The sequence below is a fragment of the Micromonospora sp. LZ34 genome (genome assembly GCF_052981855.1).
Map to the genome: position 1 here is coordinate 85,769 of NZ_JBRIQN010000006.1, position 22,705 is coordinate 108,473.

Annotated in this window: 23 protein-coding genes; 9 read left to right on the forward strand and 14 right to left on the reverse strand. The window is 74.4% G+C overall.

What is annotated here, in order from left to right; genetic code table 11:
* Nucleotides 1–14: 14 nt before the first annotated feature.
* Together ACVCAH_RS09505 and ACVCAH_RS09510 are read right to left on the reverse strand one after the other, a co-directional pair.
* Nucleotides 15–476 (reverse strand): GNAT family N-acetyltransferase, encoded by a 462-nt coding sequence (locus ACVCAH_RS09505; protein ID WP_447135686.1) that lies wholly within the window; start codon nt 474–476, stop codon nt 15–17.
* A gap of 28 nt (nt 477–504) precedes the next feature.
* Nucleotides 505–1,443 (reverse strand): thiamine-phosphate kinase, encoded by a 939-nt coding sequence (locus ACVCAH_RS09510; protein ID WP_447135687.1) that lies wholly within the window; start codon nt 1,441–1,443, stop codon nt 505–507.
* Between the two features lie 176 nt (nt 1,444–1,619).
* Between ACVCAH_RS09510 and ACVCAH_RS09515 the strand changes: the two genes are divergently transcribed.
* Entirely contained in the window at nt 1,620–1,853 is a 234-nt protein-coding gene (locus tag ACVCAH_RS09515) for an Lrp/AsnC ligand binding domain-containing protein (protein WP_013284547.1), read from the forward strand.
* A gap of 9 nt (nt 1,854–1,862) precedes the next feature.
* Entirely contained in the window at nt 1,863–2,483 is a 621-nt protein-coding gene (locus ACVCAH_RS09520; protein WP_447135818.1) for a DUF3515 family protein, read from the forward strand.
* A gap of 21 nt (nt 2,484–2,504) precedes the next feature.
* On the opposite strand, the gene ACVCAH_RS09525 is transcribed toward ACVCAH_RS09520, so the two are convergent.
* Nucleotides 2,505–3,605 (reverse strand): D-alanine--D-alanine ligase family protein, encoded by a 1,101-nt coding sequence (locus tag ACVCAH_RS09525; protein WP_447135688.1) that lies wholly within the window; start codon nt 3,603–3,605, stop codon nt 2,505–2,507.
* Nucleotides 3,606–3,814: 209 nt separating this feature from the next.
* Between ACVCAH_RS09525 and ACVCAH_RS09530 the strand changes: the two genes are divergently transcribed.
* Nucleotides 3,815–5,104: an ATP-binding protein gene (locus ACVCAH_RS09530; protein ID WP_447135689.1), complete on the forward strand. Its 1,290-nt coding sequence runs from the start codon at nt 3,815–3,817 to the stop codon at nt 5,102–5,104.
* Between the two features lie 50 nt (nt 5,105–5,154).
* Here the strand turns inward: ACVCAH_RS09530 and ACVCAH_RS09535 are convergent, their stop codons facing one another.
* Nucleotides 5,155–5,373, reverse strand: a complete 219-nt coding sequence (locus tag ACVCAH_RS09535; RefSeq protein WP_447135690.1) for a hypothetical protein — start codon at nt 5,371–5,373, stop codon at nt 5,155–5,157.
* 278 nt (nt 5,374–5,651) lie between these two features.
* Between ACVCAH_RS09535 and ACVCAH_RS09540 the strand changes: the two genes are divergently transcribed.
* Together ACVCAH_RS09540 and ACVCAH_RS09545 are read left to right on the forward strand one after the other, a co-directional pair.
* Nucleotides 5,652–6,497, forward strand: coding sequence for a helix-turn-helix domain-containing protein (locus ACVCAH_RS09540; RefSeq protein ID WP_447135691.1), 846 nt, complete (start codon nt 5,652–5,654; stop codon nt 6,495–6,497).
* 4 nt (nt 6,498–6,501) lie between these two features.
* Nucleotides 6,502–6,702: a DUF397 domain-containing protein gene (locus tag ACVCAH_RS09545; RefSeq protein ID WP_447135692.1), complete on the forward strand. Its 201-nt coding sequence runs from the start codon at nt 6,502–6,504 to the stop codon at nt 6,700–6,702.
* Between the two features lie 54 nt (nt 6,703–6,756).
* Here the strand turns inward: ACVCAH_RS09545 and ACVCAH_RS09550 are convergent, their stop codons facing one another.
* From ACVCAH_RS09550 to ACVCAH_RS09575, 6 genes are all read right to left on the reverse strand, one after another.
* Nucleotides 6,757–7,809 carry an ROK family protein gene (locus ACVCAH_RS09550; RefSeq protein ID WP_447135693.1) on the reverse strand — a complete coding sequence of 351 codons (1,053 nt, stop codon included), beginning with the start codon at nt 7,807–7,809 and terminating at the stop codon, nt 6,757–6,759.
* A 102-nt stretch (nt 7,810–7,911) separates the two neighbouring features.
* The gene (locus ACVCAH_RS09555) at nt 7,912–9,141 is read right to left on the reverse strand and encodes a trypsin-like serine peptidase (protein ID WP_447135694.1); all 1,230 of its coding nucleotides are present in this window, start codon (nt 9,139–9,141) and stop codon (nt 7,912–7,914) included.
* Nucleotides 9,142–9,411: 270 nt separating this feature from the next.
* Complete coding sequence (locus ACVCAH_RS09560) at nt 9,412–10,197, reverse strand: putative protein N(5)-glutamine methyltransferase (protein ID WP_447135695.1); 786 nt, start codon at nt 10,195–10,197, stop codon at nt 9,412–9,414.
* A 199-nt stretch (nt 10,198–10,396) separates the two neighbouring features.
* Nucleotides 10,397–11,512 carry a cystathionine gamma-lyase gene (locus ACVCAH_RS09565; protein ID WP_447135696.1) on the reverse strand — a complete coding sequence of 372 codons (1,116 nt, stop codon included), beginning with the start codon at nt 11,510–11,512 and terminating at the stop codon, nt 10,397–10,399.
* Nucleotides 11,513–11,517: 5 nt separating this feature from the next.
* Nucleotides 11,518–12,516, reverse strand: coding sequence for an NAD(P)H-dependent glycerol-3-phosphate dehydrogenase (locus ACVCAH_RS09570; RefSeq protein WP_447135697.1), 999 nt, complete (start codon nt 12,514–12,516; stop codon nt 11,518–11,520).
* Complete coding sequence (locus ACVCAH_RS09575) at nt 12,513–13,253, reverse strand: lysophospholipid acyltransferase family protein (protein ID WP_447135698.1); 741 nt, start codon at nt 13,251–13,253, stop codon at nt 12,513–12,515. The genes ACVCAH_RS09570 and ACVCAH_RS09575 overlap by 4 nt, the downstream gene beginning before the upstream one ends.
* 127 nt (nt 13,254–13,380) lie before the next feature.
* On the opposite strand from ACVCAH_RS09575, the gene cofC reads away from it, so the two are divergent.
* From cofC to ACVCAH_RS09595, 4 genes are read left to right on the forward strand one after another with little or no spacing between them, the layout of a single operon-like run.
* Nucleotides 13,381–14,016 (forward strand): 2-phospho-L-lactate guanylyltransferase, encoded by a 636-nt coding sequence (cofC, locus tag ACVCAH_RS09580; RefSeq protein ID WP_447135699.1) that lies wholly within the window; start codon nt 13,381–13,383, stop codon nt 14,014–14,016.
* A gap of 23 nt (nt 14,017–14,039) precedes the next feature.
* Nucleotides 14,040–14,237, forward strand: coding sequence for a cold-shock protein (locus ACVCAH_RS09585; RefSeq protein ID WP_447135700.1), 198 nt, complete (start codon nt 14,040–14,042; stop codon nt 14,235–14,237).
* Nucleotides 14,238–14,291: 54 nt separating this feature from the next.
* Nucleotides 14,292–16,619 carry an RNA degradosome polyphosphate kinase gene (locus ACVCAH_RS09590; protein ID WP_447135701.1) on the forward strand — a complete coding sequence of 776 codons (2,328 nt, stop codon included), beginning with the start codon at nt 14,292–14,294 and terminating at the stop codon, nt 16,617–16,619.
* Between the two features lie 24 nt (nt 16,620–16,643).
* Nucleotides 16,644–17,579: an NUDIX hydrolase gene (locus ACVCAH_RS09595; RefSeq protein WP_447135702.1), complete on the forward strand. Its 936-nt coding sequence runs from the start codon at nt 16,644–16,646 to the stop codon at nt 17,577–17,579.
* A gap of 126 nt (nt 17,580–17,705) precedes the next feature.
* Here ACVCAH_RS09595 and ACVCAH_RS09600 read toward each other — a convergent pair whose 3' ends face one another.
* The 4 genes from ACVCAH_RS09600 to leuC all read right to left on the reverse strand — a co-directional run bounded on the left by ACVCAH_RS09600 (nt 17,706) and on the right by leuC (nt 22,680).
* On the reverse strand, nt 17,706–19,655 hold the full coding sequence (locus ACVCAH_RS09600) for an endonuclease/exonuclease/phosphatase family protein (protein ID WP_447135703.1): 1,950 nt from the start codon (nt 19,653–19,655) through the stop codon (nt 17,706–17,708).
* A gap of 179 nt (nt 19,656–19,834) precedes the next feature.
* Nucleotides 19,835–20,452, reverse strand: coding sequence for an HU family DNA-binding protein (locus ACVCAH_RS09605; RefSeq protein ID WP_447135704.1), 618 nt, complete (start codon nt 20,450–20,452; stop codon nt 19,835–19,837).
* 173 nt (nt 20,453–20,625) lie between these two features.
* Complete coding sequence (gene leuD, locus ACVCAH_RS09610) at nt 20,626–21,213, reverse strand: 3-isopropylmalate dehydratase small subunit (protein WP_447135705.1); 588 nt, start codon at nt 21,211–21,213, stop codon at nt 20,626–20,628.
* 15 nt (nt 21,214–21,228) lie between these two features.
* Nucleotides 21,229–22,680 carry a 3-isopropylmalate dehydratase large subunit gene (gene leuC / locus ACVCAH_RS09615; RefSeq protein WP_447135706.1) on the reverse strand — a complete coding sequence of 484 codons (1,452 nt, stop codon included), beginning with the start codon at nt 22,678–22,680 and terminating at the stop codon, nt 21,229–21,231.
* Between the last annotated feature and the right edge of the window lie 25 nt (nt 22,681–22,705).

A 22,705-nucleotide genomic window follows, 5' to 3' on the forward strand; every position in this document is an offset into this window, starting at 1 on the left:
GTCCGAATGTCGGATCAGAGGGTGCGGCCGAACGAGAGGCAGCCCGGCGCGTCCTTGTAGAAGCCGAAGTTCGGGATCCGCTGGTAACCCGCCGAGCTGTACATGGCGATCGCCTCGGGCTGCTTGTCGCCGCACTCCAGGATCATCCGCTTGCGCCCCTGCTCGCGGGCCGACCGCTCGACCGCCGCCAGCACCGCCCGGGCCACCCCACGGCCCCGCGTCGCCGGCGCGGTGTACATCCGCTTCAGCTCCGCGGTCCCCTCGCCGTGGCTGCGCCAGCCACCGCAGCCGACCGGCTCGCCGTCGAGCATCGCGATCAGGAACGCGCCGTTCGGCGGCTCGAACTCGGCGGCGTCGACGGGGGTGTCGTCGCCGCTGCCGCCGTACCGGGCGCCGAGGTCGGCCAGCGCGTCCCGGATCAGGCGCTGCGCCACCGGCGAGTCGAACCGCGCGGCGTGGATCTCGATCTCCGTCACGGGTAAAGGGTACGACCGCGCGGAGCCCTTACCGGAAGTGGTCCCAGCCGGTGACCCCCTGGTACGGCTCGCCGTCGACGGTGACGCCCCCGCCGGTCACCACCCGCCCGATCGGGCGCCACTGCTCGGGCAGCGTCACCTCGGGCGGAAAGGTGGCGGCCAGGGCGTGGTCCTCGCCACCGGCCAGCAGCCAGGTGTACGGGTCGACGCCGAGCGCCTGGGCCGCGTCGCGCATCTGCCGGGGCACCTCGAAGGCGTCCCGGCGCACGTCGATGCCGACCCCGCTGGCCCTCGCCACGTGCCCGAGGTCGGCGAGCAGCCCGTCCGACACGTCGATCATGGCGGTGGCGCCGAGCCGGGCGGCCTGCGGGCCGGCCCCGTACGGCACCTCCGGCCGCCGGTACGCCTCGACCAGCAGCCGGGGGGTGCGGAAGCCGCGGGAGAGCACGGTCAACCCGGCCGCCGCGTACCCGGTGCGACCGGCGAGCGCGACCACGTCCCCCGGCCGGGCACCGGAGCGCACCACCGGCGCCCGGCCGGCCAGGTCGCCCAGGGCGGTCACCGCGATGGTGAGCGTGGGGCTGCCCGACATGTCCCCGCCGACCACGCTCGCGCCGACCGTCGCCGCCTCCGCGGCCAGCCCGTCGGCCAGTTCCTCGGCCCACCCGACGGCCAGGTCCGCCGGGATGCAGAGGGCCACCAGCAGGGCGGTCGGGGTGGCCCCCATGGCCGCGATGTCGGCCAGGTTCGCCGCCGCCGCCCGGTGCCCCACGTCCCGCGCGCCGGACCAGTCCCGCCGGAAGTGCCGCCCCTCGACCAGCACGTCCGTCGAGGCGACCACCCGGGCGTCCGGGGCGGCCACCAGCGCCGCGTCGTCCCCGGGACCGAGCAGCACCGTCGAGCCGTACGACAGCCGGGCGGTCACCCGGTCGATCAGACCGAATTCGCCCACCCCCGCGACACTCACGCCAACCCCTCCCCGCCGCCGCGTCCGGGACGCGCCGCACCCGGTCCGACGCCCCACCCGCTCCTGCCGCGCTCGCTCACCGCTTCTCCTTGACCACCGATAGGGATCAGACCTGGTCCGTAAGGTACTTTCTCCTCTCGGGCCGCTCGCGGGCGGCGACGGACGGAGGTCGAGTCGTGGTACAGGCGTACATCCTCATCCAGACCGAGGTCGGCCGGGCGCGTGACGTGGCCGGTCTGATCGCGGACCTTGCCGGCGTGGTACGGGTCGACGCCGTCACCGGGCCCTACGACGTGGTCGTCCTCACCGAGGCGAACACCGTCGACGAACTCGGCAAACTCATCGTCAGCAAGGTGCAGATGGTGCCCGGCATCACCCGCACCCTCACGTGTTCGGTGGTACGGCTGTAAGTGGACAAGATCACTGATTCTCCGCGCCCGGAGGCCGGTCGGGCGGACCGGCCCGCGGCCAAGGCGCCGGACGGGACCAACCGCCGCGCCGCGCTGATCGCGACGCTGGTCGCGCTGCCGGTGACCGTGCTGGTGGCCGGGCTCGCCTTCGCCCAGCTCTCCCCGGACGAGCCGGCCGTGTCGCCGAGCCCGTCCGCGACCACCGCCCGTGCCCAGTCCACCGCGCCGGTCGAGATGGCCGCCCCGACGCTGGCCGAGCGCCCGGCGACGGTGTGCCGCGCCCTGCTCTCCCAGCTCCCCGCGACCGTCCGCGACCTCCAGCAGCGCCCGGTCACCGCCGGCCCGGAGCAGAACGCCGCGTACGGCGACCCGGCGCTGACCGTGGCCTGCGGCGGCGCCGAGCCCGCCGTGGCGGCCACCGCCGACGTCTGGCTGGTGAACAAGGTCTGCTGGCACGCCACCGAGGAGACCGACGCCACTGTGCTCACCACGCTGGACCGGGAGACCGCGGTGACCGTCCGGGTGCCGCGCGCCTACGAGCAGCCGTTGCAGTGGGTTGGGCCGATCTCCGACACGGTGGTCGCCTCGGTCCCCTCCGGCGGCGACGCCCCCACCGGCTGCCAGGGCTGACCCGCCACCCCGCGGGCGGCGTCAGTGCAGGCCGACGCCGCGGGTGAGGGCGGTGCGGATGAGGCGGTCGACGAGCTTCGGGTACTCCAGGCCGGAGGCGGCCCACATCCGCGGGAACATCGACGTCGGCGTGAAGCCCGGCATCGTGTTGATCTCGTTGAGGTAGACGTCCAGCTCCGGGGTGACGAAGAAGTCGACCCGGGCCAGCCCGGCGCAGTCCAGCGCAGTGAACGCGCGCACCGCGTACTCCTGGACCTGCCGGGTCACCCGGTCGGGCAGGCCGGCCGGGATGTCGTACTCGCAGGCGTCGTCGAGGTACTTGGCCTCGAAGTCGTACCAGTCGTGGTCGGCGATCACCCGCACCTCGGCGAGCACGGACGCCTCCGGCGCCCCGCCGGCCTCGCCCTCCAGCACGCCGCACTCGATCTCGCGGCCGACGATCGCCCCCTCGACGAGCACCTTCGGGTCGATCTGGCGGGCCGTGGCGACGGCCGCGTCCAGGTCGGCCCAGTCGTCGACCTTGGTGATGCCGAACGACGAGCCGGCCCGGGACGGCTTGACGAAGACCGGCAGGCCGAGGCGCTGCTTGTCCTCCTCGCTCAGGGTCATCCCGTTGCGCAGCACCGCGTACGGGCCGACCGGGATGCCCTCGACGGCGCAGAGCTTCTTGGTGAACTCCTTGTCCATCGCGGCGGCGGAGGCGAAGACGTTCGCCCCGACGTACGGGATGCCGGCCATCTCCAGCATTCCCTGGATGGTGCCGTCCTCGCCGTACGCGCCGTGCAGCACCGGGAAGACCACGTCCACGTCGGCCAGCGCCCGGGGGCCCTCGGCGGGGTCGAGCACCATCAGCCCGTTGCCGGTCGGGTCGGCGCGCAGCACGATGTCGCTGCCGGACTCGGCGGTGATCTCGGGCAGCCGGCGCGAGTTGATCGCGAGCTGCCCCGGGTCGCCGTTGGTCAGCACCCACTGCCCGGCCCGGGTGATGCCGACCGGGACCACCTCGAACTCGTCCGGGTCGAGCGCGCCGAGCACGCTGCCCGCGCTGACGCAGGAGATGCCGTGCTCTGGGCTGCGGCCGCCGAAGACGATCGCCACGCGGGTCTTGCCTGGGGTGCTCACTCCGGTCACCTCTCCGTACGCGACTGCGGGCTGGCGCTCACCCGGTTGACCTTACTGTGCGTGGCGGGGAACCGATGCCGATACCCGGGGAGAGGCGGCGGAGTGCGGCAATCGGTCACCGCGTGATTTACGGTGCGTAACCGGGTGGCCGGTCGTCGCGGGATGAGGGTGCGCGGGCACGGTGCCACGCCCACTACGCTGCTCGTCCTATGAGCCCTGATCCCCTCATCGACTCGCTCTCGGCGGCCCTCGACGCCCGCCCGGACGACCTGCCGCTCCGACTGCACCTCGCCGCGCTGCTGCTGGACGCCGGCCGGGCCGGTGAGGCGATCGCGCAGATCGGGCAGGCGCTCGCCCGGGATCCGGGCAACGGCGAGGCGCAGGCGCTGATGCAGCGGGCGCTGGCCGGCTCCGTACCCCCGGCCCCGGCGGGGGCGCAGCCGCCGGCGGCTGCGCGACCGGCCGCGCAGCGACCCGCGCCGGCCGGGCCGGACGCGCCGCCCGCGGCCGACGGGTCGGACCCGCTCGCCGCCTACGAGCAGGAACTGGCCGACATCGTGCCGCCGCGCTTCGCCCGGGCCGGCGACGAGCCCGAGCCGGTGGCCGGCGAGGCCGACCGGGTGTACGACGTGGAGACCTCGGGGATCCGGCTGGCCGACGTGGGCGGCATGGCGGCCGTGAAGGAGCGGCTGGAGCTGGCCTTCCTCGGCCCGTTGCGCAATCCGCAGCTGCGCAAGATGTACGGCAAGAGCCTGCGCGGCGGGCTGATGCTCTACGGGCCGCCCGGCTGCGGCAAGACCTTCCTGGCCCGGGCGGTGGCCGGTGAGATGGGCGCCAAGTTCATCTCGCTGTCCATCGTGGACGTGCTCGACATGTGGATGGGCAACTCCGAGCGCAACCTGCACGAGCTGTTCGAGGCGGCCCGGCGCAACGCGCCGTGCGTGCTCTTCCTCGACGAGATCGACGCGCTCGGCCACAAGCGCTCCCAGGTCAGCTCCAGCTCTATGCGGACGCTGGGCAACCAGCTGCTGGCCGAATTGGACGGGATGGAGGGCAACAACGAGGGCGTCTTCGTGCTGGCCGCCACCAACACCCCGTGGGACGTGGACCCGGCGCTGCGCCGCCCGGGCCGGCTCGACCGGGTGGTGCTGGTGCTCCCGCCGGACGCCGAGGCGCGGCGGGCGATCCTCGAGTACCACCTCCGGGACCGGCCGATCGCCGGGATCGACCTGCGCAAGGTGGTCGCGGCGACCGAGGACTTCTCCGGCGCCGACCTGGCCCACCTCTGCGAGACGGCGGCCGAGTTCGCGATGGCCGACTCGGTGCGCACCGGCGAGGTGCGGATGATCGAGCAGCGGGACCTGGAGCGGGCGCTGAAGGAGGTCCGGCCGTCGACCCGGCCGTGGATGGCCACCGCCCGCAACGTGGCCATGTTCGCCAACGAGGGCGGCGTCTACGACGACCTGGTGGCGTACCTGAAGCGGCGCAAGCTGCTCTGAGCCGGGACGGCCCGGCGGGGCGCCGGGCCGCGCCGCCCGCCGGGCCGGGCTCAACCGCTCGCGTGCCGCCGGCCGATGGCGATCACCTTGACCCGCTGCCGGCCGGCCCGCACCATGCCCAGCGCCATGAACGCGCCGGCGATCCGGTCGGCCGCCTCCCGGCTGCTCGCGCCGACCACCTGGCGGCGCCGCTCGGGGCAGGTCCGCTCGTTGCGCCAGCTGCCGTCGATCGGGCGGACGTCGGTGAGCACCACCAGGAACCGGGTCATCGCCGGCCGCCGGCGCGCTCGGCGGGATCCTGCTGACCAGTACGCACGTCGAGTCCCTTCCGGTGTGCCGGCCAGGTGGCGTGGCACGCGGCGATCGGGTACGGGGGAGAAACCCGACCGCCGCGCGCCCCATCCCCTCCGGTCGCTCACCGCCGCCGTCGCCACGACAACCGGCGGTGAGGACGCGATGACAGATTGACACCTCTACAGCAATGAATGCAACTCTCATCGGCGTTCTCTCATGTACTAATTCCCGATACGTGTGCGACCATCGATGCATGGCCCCCAAGACCGCGCGCGCCCGCCGGCTCGGCATCGCCCTGCGCACCCACCGGGAGGCCGCCGGGCTCACCCTGGAGGCGGCGGCCGACGAGATCAACAGCACCCGCAGCACGCTCTCCCGCTACGAGAACGCCCAGACCCTGGTCAGTCCGGCCACCGTGCGCGCCCTGCTCGCCCTCTACGGGGTCGCCCCCGACGAGGTGGCGGCGGCCGTGCAGTTGGCCAAGGACGCCCGCAAGCCGGGCTGGTGGGTGTCCTACTCGTACCTGCTGGACCGGCGCACCATCGACTTCATCGCGCTGGAGGCCGAGGCGACCGGGATCGCCAACTTCGAGCCCTCGGTGGTGCCCGGGCTGCTGCAGACCGCCGACTACATCCGCGGCGTGATGCGGGGTGGCCCGCACACGCTCGGCGACGACCAGGTGGAGCAGCGGGTCCAGCTACGCCTGGACCGCCAGCAGCGGCTCACCGCCGACGAGCCGCCGATCCTCGACGCGATCATCGACGAGGGCGCGCTGCTCCGGCCGGTGGGCGACCGCGGTGTGATGGAGGGGCAGTTGCGGCACCTGCTGAAGATGGCCGAGCTGCCCAACATCACCGTCCAGGTGATCCCGCTAGCCGCCGGCTACCACCGGGGCACCCGGGGCTCGCTGCACATCCTGGAGTTCGCCGACCCGGAGGATCCGATCATCGCGTCGGTGGAGACGGTGGCCGGGCAGATGGTCCTGGACCGGCCCGGCGACCTGCGTACCTGCACCAAGATCATGGAGCACCTGCGGACCGTCGCGCTCAGCCCGGCGGACAGCCGCGACCAGCTCGTCCAACTCCTGAAGGGACGGTAGGACCATGACTCCGACGATCAGCGCGGCGCTGGCCTCGGCCGGGTGGCGCAAGAGCAGCCACAGCGGCGACGAGGGGGCCTGCGTGGAGGTGGCGGTGATCCCCGGCACGGTGGCCGTCCGCGACTCCAAGGACCCGGCCGGGCCGGCCCTGCTCTTTCCGCCCGCGGCCTGGGCGGCCTTCGCCACGGCGCCGCCGCGCCGCTGACCGCCCCGGCACGCCGGATCTCCGCCGGCGCCGCCGGCCGGTCGGCCCGCCGGCTCAGCCGGCGACCAGCGGCCCCGGGGCCGGCTCGGCGCGCAGGGCCTCCAGCGCCGCGATCGCCACGCCCCGGGCACCGGCCATGTCGCGCTCGGGCACCAGGGCGAAGGTGGCCACCGCCGCCTGCTCCGCGCGCAGCACGGTGTGCTCGCGTACGGTCGCCAGGAACCAGTCCCGGAACTCCGGCTCCGCCTCCACCACGCCGCCCCCGACGAAATACGCGTGCGGGTCGGTGAAGTTCGCCGCGACGGTGAAGAGCCGGCCGAGTGCCATCGCCTGCTGGGTGAAGATCTCCCGGGCCAGCGCGTCGCCCCGCTCCCCGTAGCCGCGTACCAGCTTCGCCGCCCGGGCCGGCGGCTCGGCCGCGAGCGGATGCCCGGGATACCGGGTCAGCCAGTACGGCAGCAGGCTGCGGACGATCCCGGTCAGCGAGGCGACGCTCTCCACGTCCCCCGCGAAGCCGCAGGCACAGGTCGGCACGGGCTGGTCCGGGGCGAGCAGGCCGGTGAGCGGGATGTGCACGTGCCCCAGTTCCCCCGCCATCCCGGCGGCGCCGGCCACCACCCGGCCGTTCTCCACCACGCCGCCGCCCAGCCCGGTGCCAACGATCGCCGAGACGGACGAGCGGCGCATCGCCTCACCGCCGAAGTGCGCGTGGTGGGCGTAGAGCGCGGCCGCGTTCCCGTCGTTGTGGTAGACCACCGGCAGCCCGAGCCGTTGCTCCAGCGCGCCGCGCACGTCGAAGCCGCGCCAGGCCGGCTGGGAGAAGTTCGTCGAGCCCCGGGAGGAGATGACCCCGGTGGCGCTGGCCGGGCCGGGGGTGTCCAGGCCGACCGCGCGCACCAGCCCGCGCGGCACTCCGGTCAACGCCAGCACCCCGTCGAACGCGCGGGCCAGCGCCTCGATCGCCGCCTCCGGGCCGGCCAGCACCTCGCTGGGGATCTCCACCAGCCCGTCCACCAGGAACCGGCCGTCCACGGTGAGCACCGTGGCGTTGTTGCTGGTGCCGCCGTTGTCCAGGCCGACGACCACCGGACCCTCCACGCCCCCCACCGTGCCCGCCTCCCGTCGTGGTGATCTGCAGGAAGGCTAGTTCCGGGGCCGGATACCGACAACCGCCGGAGCGCGTCGCGCTCCGGCGGCCGCTGTCGTCCGTCAGCCGTTGTCGATCAGGCTGGCGATCTCGTTGTAGATCAGGTGGGCCTTGGCGCCCTGGTTCGACGGACAGCCGCCGAGGTGGTGCAGGGCGATCACGCGATGACTGGCGTTGAGCACCGGCGAGCCCGAGTTGCCGCCCGAGGTGTCACAGCTGTAGCTGATGTTGTAGGTGTTGTAGTTCGCGTTCTTCACGGTGCACAGCGCGCCGCCCTGGGTGTCTTCGTAGATCGACAGCCGCTTCGGCCTGCCGTCGCCGTGCCCCGGGATGTACATCCGGGTGCCGGTGGTGGTGGCGGTCGTTGCCAGGTACAGCGTGCCGAACCCCTGGATGCTGGTGAAGTTGTTGACCGAGTACAAGGTGTAGTCCAGCTGGCTGGAACCGCCGGCACTCACCCTGTACAAAGTGGCGCCGCTGACCTTGGTGCCGGCGCCCGGGTTGTTGCCACCGCAGGTGGCGCACTGGTAGTTGAACTGCATCTCGCTGCCGCTGACGGTGGACTGCGTCGACATGCAGTGCTTGTTGGTCAGCATCCGGTTGGTGTTGCCGACCCGCCAGGTGGTGCACATCCCGCCGCCGCTGATCAGCAGCCGGGCCACGGCGTTGCCCCTGGCGAATTCGGTGGGGTGGCTGCTCTGGTAGCAGACCACGTCACGGCGGGCGTCCGTGCTGCAGACGGACTGCGTGGAGAAGTTGTGCTGGGTGATCTCCGCGCCGTCGTACCCGCGCCAGAGCCGGTCGATGGTCGCGGCTTCGCCGCCCGAGCGGCGGCTGCTGTGCAGCTTCACCACCGCGGTGTCGCCGTCCACGGACATGGCCCAGAAGCCCGGCTGCCCGTCGGTAGTGTAGTCCGAGCCGGTCGCCCGGTTCAGGGAGCGGTCGTACCGGTAGCTTTCCCGGCCGTCCGGGCTGGATACGGTGACGTAGTCGCCGTGGGCGAGCCGCAGTGAGCTGAAGTGCACCTTGACGTACGTCGCGCCGGGGTGCCGGAGGATCTGCGTCCTGCCGTCCCGGGCGTAGGACAGTGAACTGTCGACCGTGCGCAGTTCACCGACCGTGGTGACGCCCTCCGCGGAGAACTGTTCCGACTCGGGAGCCCGCTCGGACTGTGGTGCGAGGGGCTGCTCCGGGTCCGCCGCGACGGCGGGCGCCGACACCAGGGTCAGCCCGAGCGCGCAGGCGGCGAGTGCGACCGCCGCCGTTCGCATGCGGAGTCGGGAATGGTTCATCGTCGCTCCTCCCCAAGGAGGCGGCCCTTCACCGCCCTTGCGGCCTTCATACACCAGCCAATAGACGCATACAAGATTATCTATTTGGTGGTATGCCCCGCACCAGCTGGGGACGGGCTGGCCGGGTATACCTGCGCGACGAGCGTGATGCCGCGGCGGCATGTTCATGACTGCGCGGCATGACGCTGTCGGGCGCGGAGGTCCCGGCAGCCGCGCTGGCGACGAGGGTGAGGTGGCGGCGACGGTCGCCCGGGCAGGCCGGGCACGGCGTCAGGAGGGGCGGCAGGCGGTGACCGCGGTGGCCTCCCGGTCGTCGTCGCGCACCACCGTCGGGATCAGTCCGGCGGCGGAGAGCGCCGCGCACAGCCGGTCCGCCTGTGCGGCGCTGGTCTCCACCGCCAGGTGCCCGCCGGGGGCCAGCCAGTCGACGGCGCCCTCGGCGACCCGGCGCAGCACGGCCAGGCCGTCCGGCCCGCCGTCCAGCGCCACCGGCGCCTCGTGCAGCCGCGCCTCGGGCGGCATCAGCGCCACCGCCGCCGTCGGCACGTAGGGTGCGTTGGCAACCACCAGGTCCAGCCGCCCCCGCCATCGCGGCGGGACCGGAGCGAACAGGTCACCCTGGTACACCGGGATGCCCAACGGGCCGAGATTGCGCCGGGCGCAGGCCACCGCGACCGGGTCGATGTCGGCGGCGGCCAGCCAGCGGGGCGCCAGCCGACCGTGCAGCACCAGCGCGGCAGCGCCGGACCCACAGCACAGGTCGAGCACTGCGGGCGCCGCAGGGGCCACCGCCGCCGCGGCGTCGACCAGCAGGGCGGTCCGCCCGCGCGGCACGAACACGCCGGGGTCGACGGCGACCCGCAAGCCGTGGAACTCGGCCCAGCCGAGCAGGTGCTCCAGCGGCAGCCCGGCGACCCGGCGTTCGACCAGGTCGGCCAGCGCCGCCGGCGAGTCGGCGGCGTCGATGAGCAGGGCTGCCTCGTCCTCGGCGTAGACGCAACCGGCGGCGCGCAGCCGGGCGACGAGAGCGGGACGGTCGGGATGTGACGGTGCCATGGGCATGCCTTTCGGAACGCTCGTCGGCGCTCCCGGCATCGCCTAGCAGGTGGGCGACGCGGATGCGGAGGGAGCGCCGGTCCTTCGCTGGTGGATCGGTCTCACCTCCTCCGGTCGGGGCCCGGGCGGGCCGTGGCCGCCGCTCACGATAGCGGAACCGGTGCCACCCCGTCGCCGGCGCCCGGCGTCCAGCCTGGCGTCAGTCGCGGCTGGCGTCGAGCGCGGCGGTGACGTCGGCGACCAGGTCGACGGTGTCCTCCACGCCGCAGGAGAGCCGGACGAAGCCGGGCGCGGTGTCGTCGCCCCACTGGGCCCGCCGGTCGGCGCTGGTGTGCAGGCCGCCGAAGGAGGTGGCCGCGGCGACCAGCCGGGCGGCGTCGAGGAACCGGGCCACCCGGTCGGCGTCCCCGAGGTCGAAGGAGAGCACCCCCGGCATCCGGCGCATCTGCGCCGAGGCCACCGGATACGCCGGGTCGCCCGGCAACCCGGGCCAGCGCAGCCCGGTCACCTCCGGACGGCCGGCGAGCAGCCGGGCGAGCGCCTCGGCGTTCGCGGTCTGCCGGGCCAGCCGCAGGTCCAGGGTGGCCAGCGAGCGGTGCGCCAGCCAGGCGTCGAACGCGCCGGGCACCGCCCCGGTGGTGGTCCGCCAGCCGGTGATCTTCTCGATCAGGTCGGCCGACCGGCTGGCCAGGTAGCCGAGCAGCAGGTCGGAGTGGCCGGTCAGGGCCTTGGTGCCGGAGGCCACCACCAGGTCGGCGCCGAGGTCGAGCGGGCGCTGCCCGAGCGGGGTGGCGGTGGTGTTGTCCACCGCCAGCAGCGCGCCGGCGGCGTGCGCCCGGGCGGCCAGCGCGGGCACGTCGACGACGTCCAGGCCCGGGTTGGCCGGGGTCTCGACCAGCACCAGGCGGACGCCGTCGAGGGACGGGTAGGGGCCGGCGGTCGGCACGAAGCGCACCCGCACGCCCAGCTCCTCGAGGGTGCCGGTGGCGAACGCCCGCACCGGGAAGTAGCCGTCGGTGGGGAGCAGCACGGTGTCCCCCGGCCGCAGCACCGCCAGCAGCAGCCCGGTGATCGCGGCCTGCCCGCTCGCGAAGACCCGGCAGTCTCCCCCCTCCAGTTCCCCGATCGCCGCCTCCAGCAGCCGCCGGGTCGGATTGTCCGGGCGGCCGTACCCGTTCGGCGCCGCCGCGGGGCCCTGCCACGGGTCGAGGTGGTACGGCGCGGCGAAGACCGGCCCGGGCAGGAACGGCTGCCCCGGCGCCGGCTCGGGCAGGCCGGCGTGCACGCAGCGGGTGCCGTCGTGGTGGTCGGTCATGTCCCTCACTCCGGCTTGGTGGTGCGGCTCATCAGGGCGTCCACCGCCAGTCGGGGATCGACCCCCTCGTGGCAGACCAGTTCGACCTGCTCGGTGATCGGCATCTCCACGCCGTGCGCCCGGGCCAGGTCGCGGATGGCCAGCGCGCTCTTGACCCCCTCGGCGGTCTGCCGGGTCGCCACCCGGGCCTCCTCCAGGGTCGCGCCCCGACCGAGGTGCTCGCCGAAGGTGCGGTTGCGGGCCAGCGGCGACGAGCAGGAGGCGACCAGGTCGCCCATCCCGGCCAGGCCGGCGAAGGTCAGCGGGTCGGCGCCGAGGGCCACCCCGAGCCGGGCCGTCTCGGCCAGCCCTCGGGTGACCAGCATCGCCCGGGTGTTGTCGCCGAACCCCATCGCGGTGGCGATGCCGTACGCCAGGGCGATCACGTTCTTGACCGCGCCGCCCAGTTCGCAGCCGATCACGTCGTCGTTGGTGTACGGCCGGAAGTAGGGCGTGGTGATGGAGCGCTGCACCAGCGCGGCCCGGCCCGGGTCGGTGCCGGCGACCACGGTGGCGGCCGGCTGCTCGGCGGCGATCTCCGGGGCCAGGTTGGGACCGGAGACGACCACCACCCGGTCCGCCGCCACCCCGGCGGTCTCCACGATCACCTCGCTCATCCGCCGGGTGGTGCCCAGCTCGATGCCCTTCATCAGGGAGACCAGGGTGGCGTCCGGGTGCAGGTGCCCGGCCCAGCCGGCGAGGTTGCCGCGCAGCGTCTGCGAGGGCACGGCCAGCACCACCAGTTCGGCGCCGGTGATCGCCTCGACGGCGTCCCCGGTCGCGGTCACCCCTGGCGGCAGGACCAGGTCCGGCAGGTACTCCGGATTGCGCCGCTCGGCGCGGATGGTGTCGGCGACCGGCTGCCGGCGGGCCCAGATGGTGACGCCCCGGCCGGCGTCGGCGAGGATCTTGGCGAACGCCGTTCCCCACGAGCCGGCCCCCAGCACCGCGACGTGCCCGCTCACGCCGCCGCCTCCGGCCGCTGCTCGCCGGTCGGGGTGGGGCGGGACGGTCGTTCCCACAGCGGTGGCGGGGTGCCGCCGCGGATCTCGGCGAGCAGGTCGCGCAGGCTCAGCATGATCGCGTCGGTCATCTCCTCCAGGGTGGCCCGGGTCGGGGTGGCACCCGCCCACGCGCTCAGGTCGACCGGCGGACCGGCGGCCACGGTCACCGGGATGCGGGGCCGCAGGCTCAGCCGCTTGGTCCGCGGGTCGAAGATCCGCTCCGGGCCCCACATGGCGACCGGGACCACCGGGGCGCCGGTGGCCAGCGCCAGCCGGGCCGCGCCGGTCTTGCCCTTCATCGGCCACAGGTCGGGTTCCCGGGTGGTGGTGCCCTCCGGATAGATCACCACCGCGCCGCCCTCGGCGAGCGCGGCGATCAGGGCGTCCAGCGACTTCACCGCGTCGACCGTGCCCCGCTCCACCGGGATCTGCTTGCAGCGGTGCAGGATCCAGCCGATCACCGGGACCCGGAACACGCTGGCCTTGCCGAGGTACTGCGGCCAGCGCCCGGAGTCGTAGATGAAGTGCGCGGAGACCAGCGGGTCGGCGTGCGACAGGTGGTTCGGCACGATGATCACCCCACCGTCGCGGCGGAGGTGCTCCATGCCCCGCCAGGTACGCCGGGTCCAGACGGTCATCACCGGCTTGACCAGCACCACGGCGAACCGTTGCCAGAACCCCAGCCTCCGCCGTGTCACTGCGCCTCCTCCTGCCGCCCCGACCTGCGCACCGGACCCCGCCGGTGACGCCCGCCGCGGAAATCATGCCTGGTCGCCCTCGGTACGGCCAGTGAGGGTACCGCCGCCCGGCTGGCAGGATTGCGGTGTGAGTCAGCCGACCTGGACCGTGGTGGTGCCGGTGAAACGCCTGGCCGCCGCGAAGAGCCGGCTGCGCGGCGCGCTGGCGGGCGTACCGCACGAGGAGCTGGCGCTGGCCCTGGCGGCCGACACCGTCGCCGCGGTGCGGGCCTGCCCGGCGGCGGCCGAGGTCCTGGTGGTCACCGACGACGCCCGGGTGGCCCGGACGGCCCGCGACGCCGGCGCCCGGGTGCTGCCGGACCGGCCGGGCGCCGGGCTCAACGCCGCCTTCCGGCACGGCGCGTCCGCCGCCCGCGGCGGGTGGGTGGCCGGGCTCACCGCCGACCTGCCCGCGCTGCGCCCGGCCGAGCTGGCCGAGGCGCTGCGCGCGGTCTGCGCCGGCCCGCCGGGGGTACGCCGGTTCGTGGCCGACGCCCCGGGCGGCGGCACGGTGCTGCTCGCCGCGCCGCCGGGCGTACCGCTGGACCCCCGGTTCGGGGTCGGCTCGGCCGCCGCGCACGCGGCGAGCGGAGCGCTGCCGCTGACCGGGAGCTGGCCGAGCCTGCGTCGGGACGTGGACACCGCGGACGACCTGGCGGCGGCGGCCCGGCTCGGGCTGGGGCCGCGCACGGCTGCGCTCGCCGCGGCCCGCTGCCCCGCCTGACCCGCCCGGTGTACGGTGCTGGCATGCAGGGCACGGTGGCCACCTTCGACGCGGCGACCCGCAGCGGCGTGCTGCTCCTCGACGACGGCACCGAGCTGGCCTTCCCGGCCCGGGCGTTCGACGCCTCCGGGCTGCGGCTGCTCCGCCTCGGCCAGCGGGTGCGGATCGACCGGGACGCCGCGGGTGAGGTCGTCCGGGTGACGTTGCCGACGATGGCCTGACCCGACCGCGCCAAGTTCATTTTGCGTTAACCCGGGTCGGGTGATTATGAGCAGGTGAGCACCCCTCGCGAGCACCCCGCCCGCCCGCCGCACGCCGCCGACCCGGCCGCCCCCCGCAACGGCACCCGCCCCCGGGGCACCGACGGCCGCTTCCGGCCCACCGGCCCCGCCGAGGCCGCACACGCCGGCGCCGACGCCCCGGCCGACGCGCCCGGCACCGACGCCGGGGCCGCCTCGGCGGGGCTGGAGGAGGTGCTCGACCCGGAGGTCGGCCCGCCGGCACCCGTCGCACCCGACGACGAGGCGCCCGCCCCGCAACCGCTGCCCGAGGACCGCTTCTTCAACCGGGAGCTGTCCTGGCTCGACTTCAACGCCCGGGTGCTCGCGCTGGCCGAGGACGCCCGCACGCCGCTGCTCGAGCGGGCCAAGTTCCTGGCCATCTTCGCCAGCAACCTGGACGAGTTCTACATGGTGCGGGTCGCCGGGCTGAAGCGGCGGCTCCAGGCCGGCCTGCCGGTACGCGGCGGCGACCGGATGCCGCTGCGCACCCAACTGGAGCTGATCGCCGAGAAGTCCGCGACACTGGTCGCCCGGCACGCCGGCTGTTTCGTCGAGGACGTGCTGCCGAAGCTGGCCGCCGAGGACATCCGGATCCTGCGCTGGGCCGACCTGGACGACGCCGAGCGGGAGCGGCTGCGGGCGTACTTCCGGGAGCAGATCTTCCCGGTGCTGACCCCGCTCGCGGTCGACCCGGCGCACCCGTTCCCGTACATCTCCGGGCGGTCGCTGAACCTGGCGGTGGCGGTCCGCGATCCGGACGGCGGCTCGGAGCTCTTCGCGCGAGTGAAGGTACCGAACAACGTGCCCCGGTTCGTCCGGGTACGTCGCGACCAGCCGGGCATGCGGATGCTGCCGGTGGAGGACCTGATCTCGGTGCACCTGGGGCAGCTCTTCTCCGGCATGCAGGTGGTGGAGTGCCACCTGTTCCGGGTCACCCGCAACGCCGAGGTGGAGGTGGACGAGGACCGCGACGAGGACCTGCTCCAGGCGCTGGAGCGGGAACTGGCCCGGCGGCGATTCGGCCCGCCGGTACGGCTGGAGGTTGCCGCCTCGATCTCCGACCACATGCTGGACCTGCTGGTCCGGGAGCTGGACATGGCCGACCAGGACGTGCTGCGGGTACCTGGGCTGCTCGACCTCTCCGCGCTCTGGCAGCTCTACAACGAGACCGACCGGCCGGACCTGAAGGACCCGCCGTTCGTGCCGGCCACCCATCCCCGGCTGACCGAGGGCGAGGTGCCGCGCAGCGTGTTCGCCACGCTGCGGGACGGGGACGTGCTGGTGCACCACCCGTACCACTCGTTCGCCACCAGCGTGCAGCGCTTCATCGAGCAGGCCGCGGCCGACCCCGACGTGCTGGCCATCAAGCAGACCCTCTACCGCACCAGCGGCGACTCCCCGATCGTGGACGCGCTGGTCGACGCGGCGGCCGCCGGCAAGCAGGTGGTGGTGCTGGTGGAGCTGAAGGCACGCTTCGACGAGGTGGCCAACATCGGCTGGGCCCGCACCCTGGAACGCGCCGGCTGCCACGTCGTCTACGGCCTGGTCGGGCTGAAGACGCACTGCAAGACCGCCCTGGTCGTACGCCAGGAGGGCAACCAGATCCGCCGCTACTGCCACATCGGCACCGGCAACTACCACCCGAAGACCGCCCGGCTCTACGAGGACTTCGGCATGCTCACCGCCGACCCGGAGATCGGCGCCGACCTCACCGACCTGTTCAACGTCCTCACCGGCTACAGCCGGCAGACCGGGTACCGGCGGCTGCTGGTGGCCCCGCAGGGCATCCGCAGCGGGCTGATCGAGCGGATCGAGCGGGAGATCGCGCACGTCCGGCTCGGCATGCCCGGCCTGGTGCAGTTCAAGGTGAACGCGCTGGTCGACGAGGAGATCACCGACGCGCTCTACCGGGCGTCGCGGGCCGGCGTGCACGTGGACCTGCTGATCCGGGGCATGTGCACGCTGCGGCCGGGGGTGCCGGGGCTGTCGGAGAACATCCGGGTCCGCTCGATCCTCGGCCGGTTCCTGGAACATTCCCGGATCTTCCGGTTCGGCAACAACGGCAACGCCGAGTTCTGGATCGGCTCGGCCGACCTGATGCACCGCAACCTGGACCGCCGGGTGGAGGCGCTGGTGCAGGTGAGCGACCCGGTCGCCCGGGCCGAGCTGGACCAGGTGCTGACCGCCGCGATGAGCCCGGAGGTGGGCGCGTTCGAGCTGGCCGCGGACGGCAGCTGGACCCGGCGGGCCGACACCCCGGACGTGCCCCTGACCCACCTGCAGGAACTCCTGCTGCATCGGGTCGGTGGCACCGCGGGCTGACCGCGGCGCGCATAGGCTGACCAGATGCTGGATGAACGGGGTTCGACCGGCGCGAGCCGGAGCGCGCCGGCCGACGACCCCGGGGACGGAACGGGGATCCGGGCCGCCGGCGGGGTGGTCTGGCGCCCGTCGGGCGGCCCCGACGGCGCGGCGGTCTGCCTGGTGCACCGCCCCCGATACGGCGACTGGTCGCTGCCCAAGGGCAAGCTGGAACCGGGTGAGCGCCCGCTGGTGGCCGCCGTCCGCGAGGTGGCGGAGGAGACCGACGTCCGGGCGGTGCCGCAGGTGCGGCTGCCCACCGTGCGTTACCGCAGTGAGGGCCGGCCGAAGGTGGTCGACTACTGGTCGATGCGGGCCGTGGCCGACGGCGGCTTCGAGCCCGGCACCGAGGTCGACGAGGTGCGCTGGCTCGGCGTCGACGAGGCGATCCGGCTGGTCAGCTACCCGCACGACGCTGAGGTGCTGGCCGCGTTCGCCGCGCTGCCGACGGTCACCGCGGCGATGGCGCTGGTCCGGCACGCGCACGCCGGCGAGCGGGGCACCTGGTCCGGGCCGGACGCCGGCCGGCCGCTGGACGCCCGCGGCTGGTCGCAGGCGCACGCGCTCGTCCCGCTGGTGGCGCTGGTGCGGCCGGCGCGGCTGGTGTCGGCCTCGGCGCGCCGGTGCGTGCAGACCCTCGACCCGTCCGCGGCGGAACTCGACCTGCCCATCGAGGTGGTCGGCGACCTGGACGAGCCGCGCCCGGGGCAGCAGCCCGACGAGTGTGCGCTGGCCGCCGCCGCCCGACTGGTCGAGCTGGCCGCCGCCGGCGAGCCGGTGGCGGTGTGCAGCCAGGGCAAGGTGATCCCGGGTGCGCTGGCCCGGCTCACCGGGCGTACGGACGACTACACCACCCCGAAGGGCGGCGGCTGGCTGCTGGCGTTCGCCGGCGACCGCCTGCTCGCCGCCGACCGGCTCTGAGCCGGCGCCCGCCCGGCCCGGGACGCCGCAGCCCGGACGCCCCGCCGCGGTCTCAGACGTCGCCACGGGCCGGTGCGTCGCCGGGGTCCAGGGCGCCGCTGCGGCCCGGAGCGCCGCCGGCCCGGGTCAGGGCAGGGTGAGCGTCACCGCGACCGGCAGGTGGTCGCTGGCCAGGGCGCGCGGCGCCACGGCGTCGGCGGCGGCGAGGCCCGGCGAGACGAAGACGTGGTCGATCTGCTGGCGCGGATCGTCGGCCGGGCTGGTGGCCAGCGGGCGGGCCGCCGCCAGCGCGTCGACCAGGCCGGCCCGGGTGAACTCGGCGAAGGCCTCCTCGCCCGGTTCGGTGTTCAGGTCGCCGGCCACCACCAGCGGCCGGCCGGCCGCGTACCCGGTGGCGAACTCGGCGACCGCGCGGGCCTGCACCACCGGCCCCCGACCCGGCGGCGGTTGCAGGTGGGTGCTCACCACCGCGAGCCGGACGCCGCCGCCGAGGTCGAGGCCGACCGCGAGGGCCTGCGCCCCGGTGGGCGCCCCGACCGCCGGCAGCGCCAGGGTGCGGGGCGCGGTGGTCGGCCAGCGGCTGAGCACCGCATCGCCCCAGACCGGGTCGGCGGCCGGCGCGAAGACGTAGGGCATGCCGAGCCGCTTCGCCAGCAGGGTGAGCGTGTCGTGGCCGCCGTTGAGCAGCCAGGCCCTGTCCACCTCGCTGAGCACCATTACGTCCGGCGACTCGGCGCGCACGACCCGGGCCAGGCCGTCCAGGTCGAACCGCCCGTCCAGGCCGAAACCCATCCGCACGTTGTAGGCCACCACCCGGACCATCTCCGGCGGGCCCGGCCGGTTGCCCGACGCCAGCCAGGGCCCGTGCCCCCACGCGGCGAGCAGGGTCACCCCGGCGAGCACGGCGGCCGTCCGGACCGGCGGCAGCGTCGCCGGCGGGCGGTGCGCCGGGGCCGGGGCGGTCACCGCCACCCCGGCGACCAGCACGGCGACGGCGACCGGCGCCCAGCCGTTGGGGTAGCCGAGGTCGTAGGCGGCGTAGTAGCCGACGGCGGCGATCGCGAAGACCAGCATCCCGGTGACGGCGGCGTACCCCCGCCGGACGTCCGGGCGGTCATCCCGCCCGCCGGCGCCGTCCGCGGGCGTGGCGGCGGAGGTGGCGGCCTCGTCCGGCGGCGGGCCGGCGGCGGGTGCGGGCGCATCGGTGCGGGCCAGGCAACCGCCGAGACCGGCGGCGGTCAGCAGGACGGCCGGGGCGAGCAGCGCCGGCCGGTCGAGGGCGAAGAGCAGCGCGCCGAGCACCAGGGCCACGGGCGCGACCGGCCACCAGCGCCGCGCCGGTGCCAGCGCGGCGAGCACGAAGAGCCCGACCGCCCCACCGGCCAGCGCCAGGCCCAGCGGCGGTGGCTCGGCGATCGACCCGCCGGGGCCGTAGAAGTAGGACATCGCCGTTCCGGCGAGCGCCGGGGAGAGCGCCACCATGCCGGCCAGAAGCAGTCCCGGACCAGCCAGCAGCCAGGCGCGGGCCCCACCGGCCGCCGCGTCCGGTGCGGACGACCCGGTCGACGGGCGCCGCAGGGACGCCGCGGCCAGGAAGAGCACGACCAGCGCGCCGCTGACCAGCCAGGCCTCCCACCGCCCCCACCAGACCAGGTCGTACGTGTCGAGCAGGGCGTGCCCGACCGCGCCCAGGGCCAGTCCCAAGGCCAGACCGGGCACCGGCCGGGGCGTGCCGGTGGCGGTGCCGGCCAGCCACAGCAGACCGGCGAGCAGGCCGGCGGTGGCCAGCCAGAGCTGGGCCAGGCCGCCCGGCGCGGCGGTGAGGGCCAGCCGGATCCCGGCCAGCACCACCGCCGCGGCGAGGGTGACCGGCCGGGCGCCGAGCCGCCGGACCAGCGGCGGCGCGGCCAGGGCGAGCAGGAACCAGCCGAGCGCGAAGGCGCCCATCAGCTCCGCCGGGGTGGACGCCGCCTGCCCGAAGATGGTGATGATCGACGGGAGCCAGACCCGCAGCACGTCGGTGAGGAGGACGAGGCCCAGCGCCAGCGCGGCGGTTGTGAGGTGACGGTTGCGCACCGGCGCCCTCTTCTCGTGACCGGCGGGGGTGGGTCGGCACGGCGATTGTCCGTGCCCTACCGGTCCGGGTCAACGCCGCGAGGCTCCCCCGTCAGCGGCCCGGATCAGCCCCTCGGAGCGCACCGGAACGCCGAGGGGCGCCCACCACGACGGTGGACGCCCCTCGGGTACGGGCCGGGTCAGCGGCGGGTCGCTGCCTTCTTGGCCGGGGACTTCTTCGCCGGCGCCTTCTTGGCCGCCGCGCTCTTGCTGGCCGTGGCGGTCTTCTTCGCCGCGGCCGTCTTGGTCGCCGCGGCGCTCTTCTTCGCCGGGGCGGTCTTCTTGGTGGTGGCGGCCTTCTTCGCCGCGGCGGTCTTGGTGGCCGGGGCGGTCTTCTTCGCCGCGGCGGTCTTCTTGCCCGCCGCGGCCGCCTTGGCCCCGGTCGCCTTGGCCCCGGTCGCCTTCGCGCCGGTGGCCTTGGCGCCGGTGGCCTTGGCGGCGGCCGCGGTGGTCTTCTTCGCCGCGGCCGTGGCCTTCGGCACCTTGCCGCTGGCCACCATCTCCTTGAATCCGGCGCCCGGCCGGAAGGTCGGCACGGATGTCTTCTTGACCTTCACCGCCTCACCGGTACGGGGGTTGCGCGCTGTTCGCGCGCCCCGGATGCGCTTTTCGAACGCTCCGAAACCGGTGATGGCCACCTTCTCGCCCTTGGTTACCGCCGCCTGGACCTCAGTGAGGACCGCGTCGAGCGCGGCCGTCGCCGTCTTCCGGTCCCCCAGGCGAACGGCGAGCGCCTCGATGAGCTCGGCCTTGTTCACGACTTCCTCCCGATTGTGCAACTGACTCGACGCGAGCCATTCTGCGCGCACGGTATGCCCTGTGCTGCCGGGACACAAACATTCGGTGGAAAAAAGCCCTTGTGTCGCAACGGATTCGCCCCCACCGGCGGGACCGGTGGGGGCGGAAACCGATGCTCCGGCGGGGCGTACGACTATCCGACGGTCGGCAGGAACGCCGGCCGGCGGGCCTCGAAAGCACTGATCTCCGCCTCGTGCCGGAGGGTGAGTCCAATGTCGTCCAAGCCCTCCATCAGCCGCCAGCGGCTGAAGTCGTCGAGCGGGAACGACCAGGTGGAGCCCCCGGCGCGGACCTCACGGGCGGCCAGGTCGACGGTGACCGCGGCGGCCGGATCGGCCTCGACGAGAGCCCAGATCTCTTCGACCGCTTTCAATTCCAGCTCGACCGGGAGCAGACCTTCCTTGAGCGCGTTGCCACGGAAGATGTCGCCGAAGCGCGGGGAGATCACGGCCCGGAACCCCCAGTCGCGCAGCGCCCAGACGGCGTGCTCGCGGGAGGACCCCGTGCCGAACTCCGGACCGGCCACGAGAATCGACGCCCCGGAATACGCGGCATCGTTCAGCACGAATTCCGGATCTTCCCGCCAGGCGTTGAACAAGCCGTCGGCGAATCCGGTCCGGGTCACCCGCTTGAGGTACACGGCCGGAATGATCTGGTCGGTGTCCACGTTGGACCGGCGCAGCGGCACGGCGGTGCCGGTGTGGGTGGTGAACCTCTCCATCTGCGGTGTGCCCTTCTACAGATCGGCGGGAGCGGCCAGCCGGCCCACCACGGCGGTGGCGGCGGCGACCGGCGGGGAGACCAGGTGGGTGCGTCCGCCCCGGCCCTGCCGCCCCTCGAAGTTGCGGTTGGAGGTCGAGGCGCAGCGCTGGCCGGGCTGGAGGGTGTCCGGGTTCATGCCCAGACACATCGAACAACCGGCGAAGCGCCACTCGGCGCCGGCGTCGGCGAAGACCTTGTCCAGCCCCTCCGCCTCGGCCGCCTCGCGGACCGCGGCGGAGCCGGGCACCACCAGCATCCGGACGCCGTCGGCGACCCGGTGCCCGCGCAACACGTCGGCGGCGGCCCGCAGGTCCTCCAGCCGGCCGTTGGTGCAGGAGCCGACGAAGACCACGTCGATCGGCAGCTCACGCAGCGACGTGCCCGGGCGCAGGTCCATGTACTCCAGGGCCCGGCGGGCGGCGGCCCGCTCGCTGTCGGTGGCGAACTCCTCCGGGTCGGGCACCGACGCGCCCAGTGGCGCACCCTGGCCCGGGTTGGTGCCCCAGGTCACGAACGGGGTGACAAGGCTGGCGTCCAGGGTCACCTCGGCGTCGAAGGTCGCCCCTTCGTCGGTGGGCAGCGTCCGCCACCAGGCCAGCGCCGCGTCCCAGTCCGCGCCGCGCGGGGCGTTCGGCCGCCCCTTGAGGTACGCGAAGGTGGTCTCGTCCGGCGCGATCATGCCGGCCTTGGCGCCCCACTCGATGGACATGTTGGCGATGGTCATCCGGCCCTCCATGGACAGCGACCGGATCGCCTCGCCGCGGTACTCCACGATGTGGCCGCGCCCGCCCCCGGTGCCCACCTGGGCGATCAGGGCGAGCACCAGGTCCTTGGCGGTGACGCCCGGGCCGAGTTGCCCGGTGACGTTGACCGCCATCGTCTTCGGGCGGGACTGCGGCAGCGTCTGGGTGGCCAGCACGTGCTCGACCTCGCTGGTGCCGATGCCGAAGGCGAGCGCACCGAACGCGCCGTGGGTGGCGGTGTGCGAGTCGCCGCAGACGATGGTCATGCCCGGCTGGGTGAGGCCGAGCTGGGGGCCGATCACGTGCACGATGCCCTGGTTGTCGTCGCCCAGCGGGTGCAGCCGGATGCCGAACTCGGCGCAGTTGCGGCGCAGCGTCTCGATCTGGGTGCGCGAGGTCGGGTCGGCGATGGTGAGCAGGTCGCCGCGCCGCTCCCGGAACGCCGGCTCGGCGTACCCGGTCGGGGTGTTGTGGTCCTCGGTCGCGATCGTGAGATCGGTGCGGCGCACCCGGCGGCCGGCGAGCCGCAGTCCGTCGAACGCCTGCGGGCTGGTCACCTCGTGCAGCAGGTGCAGGTCGATGAAGAGCAGATCCGGCTCGCCCTCGGCAGACCGTACGACGTGCGCGTCCCAGACCTTCTCGGCCAGGGTCCTGGGCGCCGGCTCGGGAGTGACTCCCACCATCTGGACATCCTAAATTCTGGGAGGT